We start from the raw sequence: 15,770 nt of genomic DNA, 5'->3' as shown, positions 1-15,770 counted from the left end.
GCGCTTTTGGCCGGGAAAGATCAACGTGTCGTTTAGAGATTTGTCCAGTCAGACGGCAGCGGGGTGCCGATCTCGCGCGCGAACTCTTCCAGAAAGCGGATCATACGGGTGATTCTGCGCTGTGCGATCTCTTTACCGGCTTCCGTCAGCATGTCGCTGGGCAGACGCAGCAGCTTGACCTTCCAATGGTCAATCGAGAAATGCAGATCATCCAACGGGCGCGCTGCGGCGAACGGGTCCGCTGGGTCATAAAGCGACCTGCCCAGAGCTCCAGAGACTGAGAAATTCCGCGCTATCCCAATTGCCCCCAGTGCATCCAGCCTGTCAGCATCGCGCAGGATGCAGGCTTCGGGTGTCTCTGGCGTGATATTGGCGGAAAAGCTGTGGGCCTCAATCGCGTGTTTGATCGCGGAAATCTGTCCCGAAGAATAGCCCAGTTTGGCCAAAATAGGCTCTGATTCTTCCGCCGATCTGCGCGAGGCGAGGTGCCTTTCGGGGTCATCTTTGGACAGGTTCACCAGATCATGCAGATAGGCAGCGGCCAACAAAACAGGCATGTCGGTCTGGTCGTCTGCAACCGCCTGAGCGTTGACCCAAACCCGATCCAAATGCGCCAAATCATGGGCCGGGTCGGTTTCCATACGCTGCGCAACGACCGCACGCAGGCGCGTGCGCAGATCAGCCGATCCGTCCACGGTTCTCTCCGATCTGGCCGCGATGCAGCAGCAGGTGGTCAAGGATCACACAGGCCATCATCGCCTCACCCACCGGTACGGCGCGGATGCCGACACAAGGGTCGTGGCGGCCTTTGGTGATGATCTCGGTCTCTTCGCCGGATTTGGTGATGGTCTTGCGTGTCGTCAGGATCGACGAAGTCGGCTTGACTGCAAAGCGCACAACAATGTCCTGACCGGTGGAGATGCCGCCCAGAATACCGCCCGCATGGTTCGAACTGTACTGTGGGCCGTTCTGGCCCATGAAAATCTCGTCCGCATTGGCTTCACCTGTCAGTTCGGCCGCTGCCATACCTTCACCTATCTCAACGCCTTTGACCGCGTTGATCGACATCATCGCAGAGGCCAGATCTGTGTCTAACTTGGCATAAACCGGCGCGCCGATCCCGGCAGGGACGCCGCGTGCCACAACCTCAACAATCGCTCCAACCGAGTTGCCGGACTTGCGCAGGTCGTCCAGATACGCAGCCCAATCCTCGGCCGCTTGTGCGTCCGGGGTCCAGAACGGGTTCTGTTCGATCTGGGACCAGTCGAAGTTGTCACGGTTGATCTTATGCGGCCCGATCTGGGTCATATAGCCGGTGATCTGCACATTCGACGCGATCTGCTTGATCGCTTCGCGCGCCAGCCCGCCAGCCGCAACACGCGATGCGGTTTCACGGGCCGAGCTACGCCCGCCGCCGCGATAGTCGCGAATGCCGTATTTCTGCCAGTAGGTGATGTCGGCGTGACCTGGGCGAAACTTGTCCATGATATCGCCGTAGTCTTTTGAGCGCTGATCGGTGTTCTCGATCATCAGTTGCACAGGCGTACCCGTTGTCTGCCCTTCAAATACACCGGACAGTATTTTCACCTGATCGGGTTCGCGCCGTTGGGTGGTGAACTTGTTCTGCCCCGGTTTCCGTTTGTCCAGCCAATGTTGAATCATGGCCTCGTCAATCGCAACGCCCGGAGGGCAGCCGTCGACGGTTGCGCCTAAGGCGGGTCCGTGGCTTTCACCCCAGGTGGTGACGCGGAAGAGGTGACCAAAACTGTTCATCGACATGGGGCATGCTCCTTTGCGCGTCGTGATTAGCGGGCGCGGGGCTTGGCCTCAAGCGGATTTGCGGTTGGGGCAGGAGCGCCCCAACCAGTTGTGCTTATGCGGCACGGGTCACTGAGGCGCGGGTTTCCGTGATCTTAAGCGCGGCCTGCGCGGCTTCGCGCCCTTTCTCGACGAAATGCGCGCGGTAAATGGCGTTGTGGTGATCGGTCTCTTGGTATTGATGCGGCGTCAGGGAAACGGACAGCACAGGCACGCCAGTATCCAATCCAGCGCGCATCAGACCATCGACCACCGCTTGCGCGACAAAGTCATGCCGATAGATGCCGCCATCCACAACAAATGCAGCGCAGGCAACGGCGGCGTATTGGCCGGTTTTTGCAAGGTCGCGGGCCAGCAGAGGCATTTCGAACGCGCCGGGCACGTCGAATACATCGACCTGATCAGCTGGGATCAGCTCAAGAAACCCCTCAAGCGCACGGTCAACGATATCGGAGTGCCAATTGGCTTTGATAAAGGCATAGCGGGTGTGTGTCATCGTGATCTCCTTTCAGTTTGGTGGCCTGCTGGCGATCGCGAAAAACCGGTTCCCACTTTTCGCTGCCAGCCCGGCATGACACGTCACCCAAGGCGATCACGGGCAAGCATGCCGTATCACCGGCACGCTGCACGTTCTCTTTCATCCGGACTGTAACCGTCGGCTCTGGCGTCTCACCAGATCTGCTGACACCCCGTAGACCGGGGCCGCTCGCGGGCTTACGGGTCAAAGCCCGCATACCGCCGGTGGGGAATTTCGCCCCGCCCTGAGAACAGGCGGACCTTGCCAATGTGCGCAGGGTTCTGCAAGAGATTTTGCAGGAGAACACCAATGCACCCCAACCCAGCTTTCCGCGCCGAAGATACAGCACGCCACATTGCCTTTGCGCGCGAGCGGGCGTTTGGTGTTTTGGCGCTGTCGACCGACAGCGCGCCGTTGATCAGTCACGTCCCTTTTCTGCTGTCCGACGATGGCACCCACGCCGAGCTGCATCTGGTTCGGTCGAACCCGATCGTGCGTGCGCTGCACTTGCCCGGACCCGCACGGATCGCGGTGAGCGGGCCGGATGGATATGTCTCACCAGACTGGTATGGGGCCGAGGATCAGGTTCCGACCTGGAACTACGTTGCCGTCCACCTGACCGGCCAGCTAGAGCAACGTCCCCAGGAGGAATTGCTGGACCTTCTGGATCGCCAATCCGCATTTTACGAGGCGCGTCTACTGCCCAAGCCCCCTTGGACGACCGCGAAGATGTCCGCTGACGCTTTGGAGCGCATGATGCGTATGATCGTGCCGTTCCGTCTGCGCGTCGATGATATTCAGGGCACCTGGAAGCTGAATCAGAACAAACCCGACGCTGCCCGCGAAAGCGCAGCCGAGCAAATTGCGCATAACGGCATAGGGTCCGAACTGGAGGCTCTGCAAAAGTTGATGGCGCAAGTCGATCGGGGCGGCAACTGACGGGTTTAGTTTTGCAACCTGTCCTGTAAGGTTCCGCCGAGTCAGGGAGATTGCTCATGAAACTATTTTTCAGCCCAACCTCGCCCTATGTGCGTAAAGTCATGGTTTTGCTGCACGAAACCGATAAGCTGCAGGATGTCGAGCTGCTTGAAACCGCGACGACGCCGATGTCTCCGGCCGAGCCGCTGCTGGCCAAAGCACCTTTGACCAAAGTACCTGCGCTAGAACGCCCGGATGGACCGACGCTGTTCGACAGCCGTGTTATCTGCGCGTTTCTGAACGATCGCGCGCAGGCCGGGCTGTATCAGGACGGGGCGAGGCATTGGGATGTGCTGACGCTTGAGTCGCTGGCCGATGGGATTCTGGATGCTGCTTTGCTGATTACGTATGAGGGCCGGATGCGGCCCGAAGACAAGCAATGGGACGATTGGTCCGATGCACAATGGACCAAGATCGCACGCGCCTGCGCTGCATTGAACCAACGCTGGATGGCGCATCTGTCCGGGCAGCTCGACATGGGGCAGATCGCGGTGGCCTGTGCGCTTGGCTACCTTGATTTCCGCCATGACGCACGCGGGTGGCGCAAAGGAAATGACGCATTGGCCGCCTGGTATGAGACATTCGCTGCGCGTCCCAGTATGGTTGCGACGCAGCCACCGGCTTAATTGGGATTACGCGCGCTGGTCGAACTGAAATCAGATCGACCAGCGACAACCGTCACTCGCTGAACGTTGCAAGATACGCCGCGATGTCGTCGGCACCCTTTTTCAGCTTCACGCTCATGTTCGGGCGCGCGGTTTTGTCGTCCAGATACTCCTGAATAAAAACGATCGGATTTTTCGAGTATGCGGCGATGTTTTCCTCGGTCCAGACCAGCCCTTCCTGACCTGCGCGGATCATGTCGTCGGTAAACATGCCTACGGGCAGGCGTTCGCTGCCGTTCAGATAATCGTTCTCGGTCCCGGCCAGGCGACCCACGACACCATAGAGATTAGGACCGGTGATACCGCCTTTGACCAATACCTCGCCGTCTTTGATGATCGCGTGGCAGGAAGAACAACGATTGTAGAGCTTTTCGCCTTTCGCGGGATCGCCGGCCGCCAGGGCCTGAGACGAGACGACAAGGGCGATGGTCAGAATGGGTGCAGTGAATTTAGACATGGGGGACATCCTGCTAAGGTTGTATTGTCCCGGCCTTTCAACCATTCCAGAGCGAAGTGCAATCGAAATCAGTCTTGTCTAAGCCTTTGTAAAATATCTATTTTTAACTCAGATTTTCCACGTGCTCGCGACTTTGGCGAACTGCCAATAGTAACCCGTCGAGCGCGGTGTAAATTTAGGTTTCAAATCAAAGATATCGGTACATATACGTCGTCGCGTGACGGGATTGGCCGTCCGGGTCGAATGCGAAATCTGGGATGACGCCTGCCGGTTCGAATCCGACCGACTTATAAAGAGCTTCTGAGACGTCGCCCGTGCGCGTGTCTAGGGTTACGAGCGTTTTGCCCTCTTCCCGCGCGGAAGACAGGGCTTCGCCCATCAGGGCCTTACCCAACCCTTGGCGTCTGGCCATGGGATGAACGATCATCTTCGAGATTTCTGCCCGGTGGGGTTGATTGGGGGGCATGCTGAGCAAAAGCTGGACTGTGCCGATCAGGCGGCCCTCGGCAAACGCACCGAACAGGTGCCGCTCTCCGTTCTCCACTGCAGATTTGACGTCGTCCACCCAGAATCGTGCGGCGGTGTCTTGGTCCAGGGGCATCATGAAGCTGATCGCGGCCCCGTCGGCGACACTGTCGATAAGCACGCGGCAAAGATCGGTCAGATTGTCGTCGATGTCCGTCGGAGTAAGGCGTGAAACGAAAGGTGGCTGATGTGTCATGACAATGCGATCAGGTAAGAGCAGGGCGTTTGGGCCGTTTTAAATTCTGTCTCACCGAACAGGATGTATCGAAGGCAATCCCCTTGGCGCAGGTCATGAGCTTTCCCGTCGACGGTGATTTCGATCTGCCCGGACAGGACATACAAGTGATGTTCTTGCCCCGGAACCGCAGGCGCGTCGTAGGCGATGCGTTGCTGCGCGCCCAGGGTGCCTTCGATCAACTCAACCGAAAGCTGCCCGCTCGGGGGGGAAACGTTTCGACGTTCAAACGCCTGTGTCGGATCTGACCAAACCGGCTGGTCTTGGCGGCGGACGATCGGTTGGAAGCTCTGCTCCAATGGCGCAAGAAGCTGAGAGATCGGCAGCGCATAGACCGTAGCTAGGCGTCCAAGGGTCTCGGCGGTTGGGCTTACTTCGTTTTTCTCAATACGAGACAGGGTGGCGCGGCTTAATCCGGTTTTGGCAGCTAGTCCGTCGAGCGTCATGCCGTGTTGCTCTCGCAACACTCGCAGATGCGCGGCCAGTTTGTCCGAAGAGGGATGTATCGATGTGTTCATATGTGGGAATTTTCCCAAATATGATGCTTTGGTCAAGAGGTTAAGTCGAAACGAACTGTCGCGTGCTCTCTGTCTTCCCAAATGTCACAGAACCCGATAATGAAAAATCCTCGGTATGCTCGATCCGCTTAGCGTCCGCCTTCCTGTCCAAGCGAATCGAATCACATCGCTGACGAGCATGATAGAAGGCGTGTTTTTTTCGAAAATCAGGCCGGTACCTTGAAAAATTAGCCCCTCGTTGTGACATGAATGCCCGGATGTGGCGCACTGCGCGCCTATGACCGCTGGACGAACCGATTTCTCCCGGCTAGATAGCCGCGATGAGACGCCGCTTTGATGCGGTGCTGATGCATGTTTGCCCGGTATCCTCCGGGCGCCGGAATCGGAGAAAACCTCGTGTCCCACGCAGAAGACCACGAAGGCACCCGCAGAGATTTCCTCTACTACGTCGCAGGCGGCGCAGGTGTCGTTGCGACGGGTGCAGCCGTATGGCCCCTGATCAACCAAATGAACCCATCGGCAGACGTTCAGGCGCTGTCCTCGATCCGCGTGGATGTGAGCGGCGTTGAACCCGGTACACAGCTGACCGTGAAATGGTTGGGTAAACCTGTGTTTATCCGTCACCGCACCGGTGCCGAGATTACCGAAGCACAGGAACAGGACGCCGAGGGCGTTGCTGCTCTGCCGGATCCGCTGGCGCGTAACCTGAATCTGGCAGCAGATGCACCTGCGACCGACGCCAACCGCGTGATGCCCTCGCCCGAAGGCGAAGCACCCGGCGCATGGCTGGTCCAGATGGGCGTCTGTACGCACTTGGGCTGCGTGCCTTTGGGCGATGCCGGAGACTTTGGCGGCTGGTTTTGCCCCTGCCACGGATCGCACTATGATTTGGCCGGACGTATCCGCAAAGGCCCCGCACCTGAAAACCTGCCTGTTCCGCCTGCGGAATGGGTGGATAACAGCACCATCAAGCTCGGCTAAGGGAGACCTAACTTATGTCCGGAATTCCCCACGATCATTACGAGCCGAAGACAAACGGCGAGAAGTGGCTGAACAGCCGCCTGCCCATCGTCGGCCTGATTTACGACACCATCATGATCCCCACCCCCAAGAACCTGAACTGGTGGTGGATCTGGGGCATCGTCCTGGCGTTCTGCCTGGCGCTGCAAATCATCACCGGTATCGTTCTGGTAATGCACTACACCCCGCATGTTGACCTGGCCTTTGCCAGCGTCGAACACATCATGCGTAACGTGAATGGCGGCTACTTTATCCGCTATCTGCACATGAACGGCGCGTCGCTGTTCTTTGTTGCGGTCTACATTCACATGTTCCGCGGCCTGTACTACGGTTCGTACAAAGCCCCGCGTGAGATCACGTGGATCATCGGTATGCTGATCTATCTGATGATGATGGGCACTGCTTTCATGGGCTACGTTCTGCCTTGGGGTCAGATGTCCTTCTGGGGTGCGACCGTTATCACCGGCCTGTTTGGTGCAATCCCGTTCGTGGGTGATGCAATCCAGACCTGGCTGCTGGGCGGACCCGCGGTGGATAACGCCACGCTGAACCGCTTCTTCTCGCTGCACTATCTGCTGCCGTTTGTTATCGCGGCGCTGGTCATCGTGCATATCTGGGCTTTCCACACCACCGGCAACAACAACCCCACAGGTGTTGAAGTGCGCCGCACCTCGAAAGCCGATGCCGAGAAAGACACCCTGCCGTTCTGGCCGTACTTCGTGATCAAGGACCTGTTCGCGCTGGCCGTGATCCTGGTCGTGTTCTGGGCCGTTGTCGGCTTTATGCCGAACTACCTGGGCCACCCGGACAACTACATCGAAGCGAACCCGCTGGTCACGCCTGCACACATCGTGCCCGAATGGTACTTCTTGCCGTTCTACGCGATCCTGCGCGCCTTCACCGGTGAGGTCTGGGTTGTTCAGTTTGCCAGCTTCATCACTGGCGGCATTATCGACGCCAAGTTCTTTGGTGTGATTGCGATGTTCGGTGCGATCCTGGCGATGGCGCTGGCGCCCTGGCTGGACACCTCGACCGTGCGTTCGGGTAAGTATCGTCCGATGTTCAAATGGTGGTTCTACCTGCTGATCATCGACTTCTTTGCCCTGATGTGGCTGGGTGCGATGCCCGCGGAAGAGCCCTATGCGACCTTCTCGCTGATCGCGTCGGCTTACTGGTTCGCTTACTTCTTTGTGATCCTGCCGATCCTCGGCGTCATCGAGAAGCCGCTGCCGCAGCCCGAGACCATCGAAGAAGACTTCAACGCGCATTATGGCAAGGCTGACGCCGAAGCCACGCCGGCCGAGTAAGAAGAGGGACCGGAAACCATGTTCAAGAAACTTGCAATCGGTGCCGCGTTTGCTTTGGCCCTTACCCCTGCTGCGTCCTTCGCAGCAGGTGGCGGCGAACAGCACATCGAAGACTTCGACTTTTCGTTTGAAGGTCCGTTTGGCACCTGGGATCAAAACCAGCTGCAGCGCGGTCTTCAGGTCTATACAGAGGTCTGCGCAGCCTGCCACGGCCTGCAATATGTCCCTCTGCGTGATCTCGAAGCGCTGGGCTATTCCGAAGAAGAAGTTATCGCCTACGCGGCGGGCAACTTCGAGGTGTTTGATCCCGAGTTGGACGATTTCCGCCCGGCGATCCCGACCGACCACTTCCCGGCAAACACCGGTGTTGGCGCACCGGACCTGAGCCTGATGGCCAAGGCCCGCGCTGGCTTCCACGGGCCCTATGGCCTGGGGATCAACCAGCTGTTCAAAGGTATGGGTGGTGCGGAGTACATCGCCTCGCTGCTGGACGGCTACACCGGTGAAGAGAAAGAAGAGGCAGGCACCATCCTGTACGAAAACAAGGCCTTCCCCGGAGGCTGGATTTCGATGGCGCCACCTCTGGCCGAGGATCAGGTTGAATTCACCGATGGTCATCCGGCCACCGTTGAAGCCATGTCCGAGGACATCGCGGCCTTCCTGATGTGGACCGCTGAACCGAAGATGATGGAGCGCAAATACTCGGGCTTCGTCGGTGTGATCTTCCTGTCGGTCCTGTCGGTGCTGCTGTACTTGGTCAACAAGCGCCTGTGGGCCGGTGTGAAAGGTAAGCGCCAGCACTAAGTCCGCGTGCAGACTGAATTGAAAACCCCCGCGCCATCCGGCTGCGGGGGTTTTTTCTTGTTAGCGGGGTGAAGGGGCCAGCCCGTTCTTGGCCTGCGGCCAATTCAACCCCGAGGTATTTTTGGCCAGATGAAGAGCGGATCAGGCTTTCAGTTGGGTCGCGGAGTGTCCGGTGATCGTTGCTGTCACGATCTGACCCTCGGGCTGGGGGGTGTTGAACGCGACCTCGGTGAATTGCTCGGTTCGGCCCATATGTGGGTTCTCCATCAGGATGTGATGAGTTTTGCCGTTCTGAGCCTGCAGGTGCTTTGCAACCTGTGCTTCACCCGCTGCACGCAGGCGGGCAGCGCGGTCTTTGATGATGGTGCCGTCGATCTGCTGCGGTATCCGGGCTGCAGGGGTGCCTTCGCGCTTGGAATAGGGGAAGACGTGCAGCCAGGTCAGGTCGCAATCACTCACAAGCTTTAGCGAGTTTTCGAAATGCGCGTCCGTTTCGGTTGGGAAGCCCGCGATGATGTCGGCGCCAAAGGTCATCTCGGGGCGCAGCTTGCGGGCCTCTTCGGTAAAGCGGATGGCGTCGTCGCGCAGGTGGCGGCGTTTCATCCGTTTCAAGATCAGGTCGTCACCATGTTGCAGTGACAGATGCAGATGAGGCATCAGGCGCGGCTCGGTCGCGATCGCCTGCATCAGGTTCTCATCCACTTCTATCGAGTCGATTGAGCTGATCCGCAGGCGTGGCAGATCGGGCACCAGTTTGAGAATCCGCATGACCAGATCACCCAGCTTGGGCTGAGCGGGCAGGTCGGCCCCCCATGAGGTCAGGTCAACACCGGTCAGAACGACTTCGTTGTAACCGCGGCCCACCAGGCGTTTGATCTGATCCACCACGACGCCGGCAGGCACGCTGCGTGAGTTACCGCGGCCATAGGGAATGATGCAGAAGGTGCAGCGGTGATCACAGCCGTTCTGGACCTGCACATAGGCCCGCGAACGGGTCCCAAAGCCGTCGATCAGGTGTCCGGCGGTTTCCGTGACGGACATGATGTCATCGACCTGAACCGCCTCGGTCTGTCCGATGAAATCCGCGGCCATTCCTTTCCAGGTGTCGGGCTGCATCTTCTCGGTGTTGCCGATGACTGCGTCGACTTCTGCCATTTGGCTAAAGGTCTCAGGCTCGGTCTGGGCGGCGCAGCCCGTCACGATCAGCCGTGCATCGGGGTTTTCGCGGCGTAGCTTGCGTATCTCTTGCCGGGCCTTGCGCACGGCCTCGGCCGTTACCGCGCAGGTGTTGACCACAACCGCGTTGCTGAGGCCTGCCTGTTGCGACAGCTCTTTCATCGCCTCGGTCTCATAGGCGTTCAGGCGGCAGCCCAAAGTGGTGAACTTGGGGGCACTCATCCCAGGCTCTCCAGGAACTCTGGCGTCAGTGTGCCGTTGAAGACGTGGCAGGTCGGGCCAGTCATCCAGACACCGTCGTCACGCCAGTCAATCCAGATCGTTCCGCCGTCCAACTCAATCTGCACTTTGCGCCCGGTTAGTCCACGGCGCGCGGCCGCAACGGCTGTGGCGCAGGAAGAAGAACCCGATGCCAGAGTGATCCCTACACCCCGTTCCCACACGCGCATGCGGATATGATCCGGGCCGATGATCTGCGCGACCTGCACATTGGTGCGTTCGGGATATAGCGGGTGATGCTCGTAACGTGAGCCGAATTCCGTCAGCGGGATCGTTTCGGCATCTTCGACAAAGAATGTGCAGTGCGGATTGCCCATCCCGGTCGCCGTCGGTGCGCCTTCGATCGGCAACTCCAGCGTGTCGACCTCTTCAGCCAGCGGAACTTCGTTCCAGGTCAGCTGCGGCTGCCCCATGTTGACCGAGGTCAGGCCGTCTCCGGCGTCCGATGCGTATAATGTGCCGCGCTCGGTCGTCAGTGTAAGTTCGGATTTCCCCGTTTCCTGCATCAGGAACCGCGCAATACATCGCGTGGCATTCCCGCAGGCCGCAGAGGTGGAGCCATCCGAATTGTAGAACACCAGATGAGCGTCCGCTTCGCCGTTTTCGATTACGGCCAATTGGTCGAAGCCGACCCCAAATTGCCGATGACCGATTCCCCGCGCCAGGCCCGGAGTGATCTCGATTGGCTGTGCACGCGCATCTACAATGACAAAGTCATTGCCCAGCCCGTGCATCTTCATGAAGGGCAAACCGGTGTCGTGTGTCTGTTGCATGGCGGGCATATAACGATGGTCAGGAAAGGAATCCACCCTGCGGCGAAGATTCCTTAAAAAAGGGGTTGACCCCCCCGCGCCACCTGCCTAATTAGGCCGCCTATCGGGTCGCCGGAAACACTGATTACTCTGGCGAAACGAGGTGCAAAATAAGGTCTTGAACCCAGTCGGGAAAATGCCTTAAAGAGCGCCACGGATCGAAAAGATCCAACAAAAGAGTGGGCCGTTAGCTCAGTTGGTAGAGCAACTGACTTTTAATCAGTGGGTCGCAGGTTCGAATCCTGCACGGCTCACCACTTTTTGTAATTATCCATCCTTGCTACAAAGTGATCAAAGAAGCGCCCTCGCATTCGTTGTATGTAGGGATCTGAACTCAGCCGAGAGAAAATGTTGGATCGTTCGTCCGTTCACCGCTTGGGAATGGACCCATCCTGAACAACTGCGAAACGAGTAACCAGCCTAAGAAGCGCCCTTTTGCTTTAAGTGATCTGCAAGGCGAATCGATAGGGACATCATCATAAGCGTTGGATTTGCGTGTCCCGTCGTTGGCATAACGGAACCGCCGGCAGCATAAAGTCCGTCAATATCTCGAATTCTCAAATCAGGTGTAACGACCCCTTCCTTTGGTGACAGTGACATTCGCGTGGTCCCCATGGTGTGCCCGACATCAAACATATCCGCCTGATCCGGCTTTCCATTGCGCAGCCAGTCGGAAGTCTGAGGGGGCGGTAAGCCGCATTTCTTAAACTCGGATACAAAGTTCTTCCCCATTTGAAGCAGTGTGTGGCGCTCTTCAAAACCGGTCGACCAGTTTACCTTGGGTAGGTGTTGTCCCAGTTGATCTTGACGATCTGAAAGCACGACTCTGTTTTCAGGATTGGGCGCTTGTTCGATTATCGCATGAGCCACGATGCCATCCAGCTTGTGTGGGAGCCCTCGATAACGAAATTCGCGGACAGAGGAATTTGGAAAGAGTGCAGCAGCAGCTTCGGTGATCTGATTGCGAACGGATTTGGGGAGCTTTCCGCTACTCAGTGCTTTCATTCCAGCGGCCTTAAGAGCAAAAACCGGGCTTCGCGCCACAAACATCACGTCCTGCAATCTGGATTGGCTCTTGCCGCCCAATAACCGACCTAACGCACTGACCGGATCTTCCTGAGAGCGTTCCTCCAGAAAAAAGATGGCGCCGTTTAACAGCCTTTCGGTTCGCTGAATTGCCGGGGAGGTTGCAAGCCCACTAGAGTACATATGCGTGCGCCCACCCGCGGGGAGGCCAAAAAAGCCAAATCGCTGCGTCATTCTCTGTGCATCAGAGGTGTCAAAATAACCGAGTTCCGCCTGTAGATGGTCACAAAGATAGCGTCCGACCAAGTCGAAACGGTTGCCCAAGCCATTTGGGTGAACATCGTTGGATACCAGTAGCAACCTTGCATTTTCGATTGCTCCTGCTGACAGGACGCATCTTTCCGCATGGATTGTAACATTACGGATTTCTGGCGACAGCGTTGCAAAACTCACGCTTTCGAAACGGGTTCCGGTAGTATCGACGTTTATTTTCGTTGCAGTAGCGTTGAGCAGAACACGCACGTTTTTGGCGGTCAAATTGGCGAATTCGCTCCCCATTCGCAAAAGGTCGAGAGGGTTTTCTCGGCTACGCGAAAACTGCCAGAAACAATCCTCGAATATCGTTGGGTCGATTGAAGGTTGCGCCGGAGTCGTCCCTAAAAGCTCCCACAAAGCAGAGTCGTATACCTGTGGACCAAGGTTTAGTATTTGTCCGGCTCGCTCGATAAATGGTGCAAGCTCGCGCTGTGAAATCGGCCAGCCCGAGCCGGTAACCCATTCCCGCTGCTGATAGTCGATTTCGCTGAAAGCTGCAGACTTCCCAGCCCACGCCAATGTGGACCCACCGAGGCCGCGACACCGGACGCCGAATGGCTGGCTGTCTTGATCCCAATGTGTCGCGAGACCTGAATTGAAATTGGCCCGAGCTTGGGATCGAACTGCATCGGGCATGTCCACGGTGTTGAGCGCTGAATGTTCAGGTGTTTCTTGTTGCAGACCGCTTTCAGCCACGACCACATTCAGACCTGACCCGATCAACTCTCGGGCAATGGTCAAACCGCAGGCTCCGCCGCCGACGATCAGTACGTCTGTTCGAATCACCTGATCATGCGGTACTTCTTGAAGTTGAATAATTTCCATAATGTTGTGTAGGAGCGCTTTTTTTCTGGCGCGGTTGGAAAAAGTTACTTGGTGAATTTTGCGAGTAAATTAGAGATGAATATTGAGAACATGTTTTTAGCGATCCGTAAACCTTCGCACGGCAATACGAAACCAGGGATAGGGGGACGGTCGCGTGCAGCGTTTGGGATTTAGAGAGTGGTTGGCAGCGGGAACAGCAATCGCTCGGGGTGATCTGCTTCGAAACTCTGGGTCTGGCCAATATTGTCGTCGTTTTGAGCGACGATTGTCCGAACTGACCGGTGCTAAACAAACGCTGATGGTTAACAGCGGAACCTCGGCCCTTACCGTGGCCCTTGCATCTTTAGGTGTCGGGCCCGGTGATGAGGTGCTGGTTCCCGCATATACATGGATGGCAAGCGCGGCGGCAGTCGTCCACGTTGGGGCGGTGCCAATTCTGGTCGAAATTGATGAGACTCTGGCGATTGATCCAAAGGACATAGAAAACAAAATTTCACACTACACACGGGCGATTTTGCCAGTGCACATGAGCAACCGCCCGTGCAACATGGACTCAATACTTAAAACCGCGAAGAAGCACGGTCTATTGGTTGTAGAGGATGCGTGCCAGGCCGTCGGGATAAAGTACAGGGGTCAGCACTGCGGAGCAATTGGCGACGCTGGCGCCTTCAGTTTCAATCAGCACAAAAACATAACCATCGGCGAAAGCGGCGCAGTTTTGTTAAGCAGCGATCACGACTACTTTCGTGCGTTTAACTACCACGACATCGGGATTTCCTATCGGAATGATGCGTTTGCCGAACCCTCTCCTTTGTTCATTGGGCTGAACCTGCGGGCAAACGAGATTTCTGGTGCCATGATGAATACACAACTGTCTACACTGCACCGCGTTATCTCACGTATGAAGCGGCGATACGAGGTAGTGACAGAAGCGCTAGAAAAAGGTCGCTTCCCCCTCGCTCCACAAAATGACCCCGACAATGCACTTGGTGTCGTCGTTACATTTGATACGGAAAAGGAAGCCGAGGCTTTTGCTGAACGCCGCGGGGTTAGCCGTGTTTTTGACAGCACTAAGCACGTTTATTCAAACTGGGATCCGATCCTGGAAAAAAGGACCTTCCATCCAAAGGTCGATCCTTGGGCATGGGCGCAGCGACCGATCGAATATGCTCCGGACATGTGCCCGCGAACACTGGATATTTTGCGGCGCAGTTGCCGGGTCGGGATTGGAGAGCGATATCCACTCGCATTGGTAAGAATGGTCGCGCGCGATTTTTCCAAAGGATAATTTCATGCGCCTCAGGCATTGGCTTGCGAGATTGTGAAAGTAGGTATCTAGGTTGAATGGGGCCAAAGTTGATGCGCAAAGCACCTTCCTGCGGCCTGAACTGAAATGCAGTCGACATCCAAAACGGTATCGAGACTTCAAAACTGTCCTTTTTCAATTCTGAAAGCAATGTGCTGCTTCCAACGATTTAGGGAACCAGCATCTACTCGCAAAAGCGGCAGCAGTCTTATGTCGAAACTTGATCTGTTTTGCGAGCACGTCAAAAAATCGTAGAGTCGTCAAAATACAAATGAATAGTGATTGATATGCGTGTGCGTCTAATGTCTCGGTAAAAGGTTCTTTATGGATAAAAATGCAATAAGTCCGCGCAGGTATGTTCCGCTAGACTACTCGTTTCGTTTCAAACGTAACAAGTCCACCGGCCTACCGTTTTTTCTCGACAATCTTGGCGATGATTTGCTGTTGGTTCTGTTGGCATTCGTGCCATTTTCATCGGATCCAATCAGCGTCGCCCTAGCCATTTTTTTCTTCCACATTTCTTTCTGGACCGTCTACGAGATCGGCTACTTCGAAAACGACGCCGTGTCGGCAAGCTTTGAACATGAAGCCAAGGTAACGCCTGGCTTTGACAGGGCCGCAACGTACTTCTCCGAACGCCAGGCTTGGTTGTGGGCGGTGGTGTTTGCGGCTCCTGGGGCATTGCTGGTTGCGTGGGTTACAGAACCCAAAGCAGCCGGGCTATTTGTACTCTTTTACCTGCTTACTTGGATCGCTTTACTGGGTTGTCTTCGGGCGGTGTATTATGCGTACAACCGTATCGATAAGTTGAGCCGCGTATTGGTCTATTTACCGTTACAGATCCTGAAGTACGGGTTTCCGTTGGTGTTCTTTTACCTGCCCGCTGCGGGAGCAGCCCTCATATTTGCGCAATGCCTGCGCCGTTGGGTGCCATACATCGTGTACCGATACGGACGCAGTGGCCTTGTAGGACTTCCATCTAAAGTGTTGCGAATACTCTCATTCTTGTCGATCTGGCTATTGTTGTTGCCATCCAATCTGAGCGAAAGCTACCTTATTCAAGGGGGCACTATTCTGGGGTGGCTCTGCCTGCGAGGGTTCTCGCAAACAAGAAAAGTGGTACGTGAGATGCAGCATGTGCAACACGACAAATGGTCGTCTTCAGGTCGTATGGACAGTTAATGGTG

Annotated in this window: 16 protein-coding genes, 1 tRNA gene and 1 riboswitch; of the genes, 8 read left to right on the top strand and 9 right to left on the bottom strand. The window is 56.5% G+C overall.

The genetic code is table 11. The features are described from left to right. Nucleotides 1-32: 32 nt before the first annotated feature. The 3 genes from GOV53_RS13700 to GOV53_RS13690 all read right to left on the bottom strand — a co-directional run bounded on the left by GOV53_RS13700 (nt 33) and on the right by GOV53_RS13690 (nt 2,314). Entirely contained in the window at nt 33-695 is a 663-nt protein-coding gene (locus GOV53_RS13700; RefSeq protein ID WP_170467492.1) for an HD domain-containing protein, read from the bottom strand. After that, nucleotides 679-1,779 (bottom strand): chorismate synthase, encoded by a 1,101-nt coding sequence (gene aroC / locus GOV53_RS13695; RefSeq protein WP_170467490.1) that lies wholly within the window; start codon nt 1,777-1,779, stop codon nt 679-681. Before aroC ends, GOV53_RS13700 begins: the two co-directional genes overlap by 17 nt. 94 nt (nt 1,780-1,873) lie before the next feature. After that, nucleotides 1,874-2,314: a 6,7-dimethyl-8-ribityllumazine synthase gene (locus GOV53_RS13690; protein ID WP_170467488.1), complete on the bottom strand. Its 441-nt coding sequence runs from the start codon at nt 2,312-2,314 to the stop codon at nt 1,874-1,876. Between the two features lie 129 nt (nt 2,315-2,443). Beyond that, nucleotides 2,444-2,591, bottom strand: a riboswitch (FMN riboswitch). A 53-nt stretch (nt 2,592-2,644) separates the two neighbouring features. Here GOV53_RS13690 and GOV53_RS13685 point away from each other — a divergent pair. Continuing rightward, nucleotides 2,645-3,274 (top strand): FMN-binding negative transcriptional regulator, encoded by a 630-nt coding sequence (locus GOV53_RS13685; protein ID WP_170467486.1) that lies wholly within the window; start codon nt 2,645-2,647, stop codon nt 3,272-3,274. Between the two features lie 56 nt (nt 3,275-3,330). Then, the gene (locus GOV53_RS13680) at nt 3,331-3,939 is read left to right on the top strand and encodes a glutathione S-transferase (protein WP_170467484.1); all 609 of its coding nucleotides are present in this window, start codon (nt 3,331-3,333) and stop codon (nt 3,937-3,939) included. Between the two features lie 52 nt (nt 3,940-3,991). Here GOV53_RS13680 and GOV53_RS13675 read toward each other — a convergent pair whose 3' ends face one another. From GOV53_RS13675 to GOV53_RS13665, 3 genes are all read right to left on the bottom strand, one after another. Then, nucleotides 3,992-4,435 (bottom strand): c-type cytochrome, encoded by a 444-nt coding sequence (locus GOV53_RS13675; protein WP_170467482.1) that lies wholly within the window; start codon nt 4,433-4,435, stop codon nt 3,992-3,994. A gap of 187 nt (nt 4,436-4,622) precedes the next feature. Next, entirely contained in the window at nt 4,623-5,156 is a 534-nt protein-coding gene (locus tag GOV53_RS13670; protein ID WP_170467479.1) for a GNAT family N-acetyltransferase, read from the bottom strand. Beyond that, nucleotides 5,153-5,713, bottom strand: a complete 561-nt coding sequence (locus GOV53_RS13665) for a helix-turn-helix domain-containing protein (RefSeq protein WP_170467477.1) — start codon at nt 5,711-5,713, stop codon at nt 5,153-5,155. Before GOV53_RS13665 ends, GOV53_RS13670 begins: the two co-directional genes overlap by 4 nt. A 396-nt stretch (nt 5,714-6,109) precedes the next feature. Here GOV53_RS13665 and petA point away from each other — a divergent pair, with 396 nt between their 5' ends. The 3 genes from petA to GOV53_RS13650 are packed head-to-tail and all read left to right on the top strand — an operon-like array spanning nt 6,110 to nt 8,844. Then, nucleotides 6,110-6,694 (top strand): ubiquinol-cytochrome c reductase iron-sulfur subunit, encoded by a 585-nt coding sequence (gene petA, locus GOV53_RS13660; protein WP_170467475.1) that lies wholly within the window; start codon nt 6,110-6,112, stop codon nt 6,692-6,694. A 14-nt stretch (nt 6,695-6,708) separates the two neighbouring features. Then, the gene (gene petB / locus GOV53_RS13655) at nt 6,709-8,040 is read left to right on the top strand and encodes a cytochrome b (protein ID WP_170426046.1); all 1,332 of its coding nucleotides are present in this window, start codon (nt 6,709-6,711) and stop codon (nt 8,038-8,040) included. Between the two features lie 18 nt (nt 8,041-8,058). Then, on the top strand, nt 8,059-8,844 hold the full coding sequence (locus tag GOV53_RS13650) for a cytochrome c1 (protein WP_170426044.1): 786 nt from the start codon (nt 8,059-8,061) through the stop codon (nt 8,842-8,844). A gap of 141 nt (nt 8,845-8,985) precedes the next feature. Here the strand turns inward: GOV53_RS13650 and mtaB are convergent, their stop codons facing one another. Together mtaB and dapF are read right to left on the bottom strand one after the other, a co-directional pair. Next, nucleotides 8,986-10,242 carry a tRNA (N(6)-L-threonylcarbamoyladenosine(37)-C(2))-methylthiotransferase MtaB gene (gene mtaB, locus GOV53_RS13645; RefSeq protein WP_170467473.1) on the bottom strand — a complete coding sequence of 419 codons (1,257 nt, stop codon included), beginning with the start codon at nt 10,240-10,242 and terminating at the stop codon, nt 8,986-8,988. Then, nucleotides 10,239-11,081: a diaminopimelate epimerase gene (gene dapF / locus GOV53_RS13640; RefSeq protein WP_170467471.1), complete on the bottom strand. Its 843-nt coding sequence runs from the start codon at nt 11,079-11,081 to the stop codon at nt 10,239-10,241. The genes mtaB and dapF overlap by 4 nt, the downstream gene beginning before the upstream one ends. 211 nt (nt 11,082-11,292) lie before the next feature. Here dapF and GOV53_RS13635 point away from each other — a divergent pair. Then, nucleotides 11,293-11,368: transfer RNA gene (locus tag GOV53_RS13635), tRNA-Lys, on the top strand. A 163-nt stretch (nt 11,369-11,531) separates the two neighbouring features. Here GOV53_RS13635 and GOV53_RS13630 read toward each other — a convergent pair. Then, the gene (locus GOV53_RS13630; protein ID WP_170467468.1) at nt 11,532-13,277 is read right to left on the bottom strand and encodes a GMC oxidoreductase; all 1,746 of its coding nucleotides are present in this window, start codon (nt 13,275-13,277) and stop codon (nt 11,532-11,534) included. A gap of 154 nt (nt 13,278-13,431) precedes the next feature. On the opposite strand from GOV53_RS13630, the gene GOV53_RS13625 reads away from it, so the two are divergent. Both GOV53_RS13625 and GOV53_RS13620 read left to right on the top strand, forming a co-directional pair. Next, complete coding sequence (locus tag GOV53_RS13625) at nt 13,432-14,565, top strand: aminotransferase class I/II-fold pyridoxal phosphate-dependent enzyme (RefSeq protein WP_170467466.1); 1,134 nt, start codon at nt 13,432-13,434, stop codon at nt 14,563-14,565. Between the two features lie 342 nt (nt 14,566-14,907). Beyond that, a complete protein-coding gene (locus GOV53_RS13620; RefSeq protein ID WP_170467463.1) occupies nt 14,908-15,765 on the top strand; it encodes a hypothetical protein in 858 nt (285 codons plus the stop codon). The last annotated feature ends 5 nt before the right edge of the window (nt 15,766-15,770 follow it).

Source organism: Ruegeria arenilitoris, assembly GCF_013035315.1.
In the GTDB taxonomy this organism is placed as follows: Bacteria; Pseudomonadota; Alphaproteobacteria; order Rhodobacterales; family Rhodobacteraceae; genus Ruegeria; species Ruegeria arenilitoris_D.
This window is presented reverse-complemented; position numbering and strand designations above follow the sequence as displayed.

What these genes read in the sequence shown, in the direction of transcription:
- aroC (WP_170467490.1), bottom strand. Translation starts at nt 1,779, where the DNA reads ATGTCGATGAACAGTTTTGGTCACCTCTTCCGCGTCACCACCTGGGGT.
- GOV53_RS13690 (WP_170467488.1), bottom strand. Translation starts at nt 2,314, where the DNA reads ATGACACACACCCGCTATGCCTTTATCAAAGCCAATTGGCACTCCGAT.
- GOV53_RS13685 (WP_170467486.1), top strand. Translation starts at nt 2,645, where the DNA reads ATGCACCCCAACCCAGCTTTCCGCGCCGAAGATACAGCACGCCACATT.
- GOV53_RS13680 (WP_170467484.1), top strand. Translation starts at nt 3,331, where the DNA reads ATGAAACTATTTTTCAGCCCAACCTCGCCCTATGTGCGTAAAGTCATG.
- GOV53_RS13675 (WP_170467482.1), bottom strand. Translation starts at nt 4,435, where the DNA reads ATGTCTAAATTCACTGCACCCATTCTGACCATCGCCCTTGTCGTCTCG.
- GOV53_RS13670 (WP_170467479.1), bottom strand. Translation starts at nt 5,156, where the DNA reads ATGACACATCAGCCACCTTTCGTTTCACGCCTTACTCCGACGGACATC.
- GOV53_RS13665 (WP_170467477.1), bottom strand. Translation starts at nt 5,713, where the DNA reads ATGAACACATCGATACATCCCTCTTCGGACAAACTGGCCGCGCATCTG.
- petB (WP_170426046.1), top strand. Translation starts at nt 6,709, where the DNA reads ATGTCCGGAATTCCCCACGATCATTACGAGCCGAAGACAAACGGCGAG.
- GOV53_RS13650 (WP_170426044.1), top strand. Translation starts at nt 8,059, where the DNA reads ATGTTCAAGAAACTTGCAATCGGTGCCGCGTTTGCTTTGGCCCTTACC.
- mtaB (WP_170467473.1), bottom strand. Translation starts at nt 10,242, where the DNA reads ATGAGTGCCCCCAAGTTCACCACTTTGGGCTGCCGCCTGAACGCCTAT.
- dapF (WP_170467471.1), bottom strand. Translation starts at nt 11,081, where the DNA reads ATGCCCGCCATGCAACAGACACACGACACCGGTTTGCCCTTCATGAAG.
- GOV53_RS13630 (WP_170467468.1), bottom strand. Translation starts at nt 13,277, where the DNA reads ATGGAAATTATTCAACTTCAAGAAGTACCGCATGATCAGGTGATTCGA.
- GOV53_RS13620 (WP_170467463.1), top strand. Translation starts at nt 14,908, where the DNA reads ATGGATAAAAATGCAATAAGTCCGCGCAGGTATGTTCCGCTAGACTAC.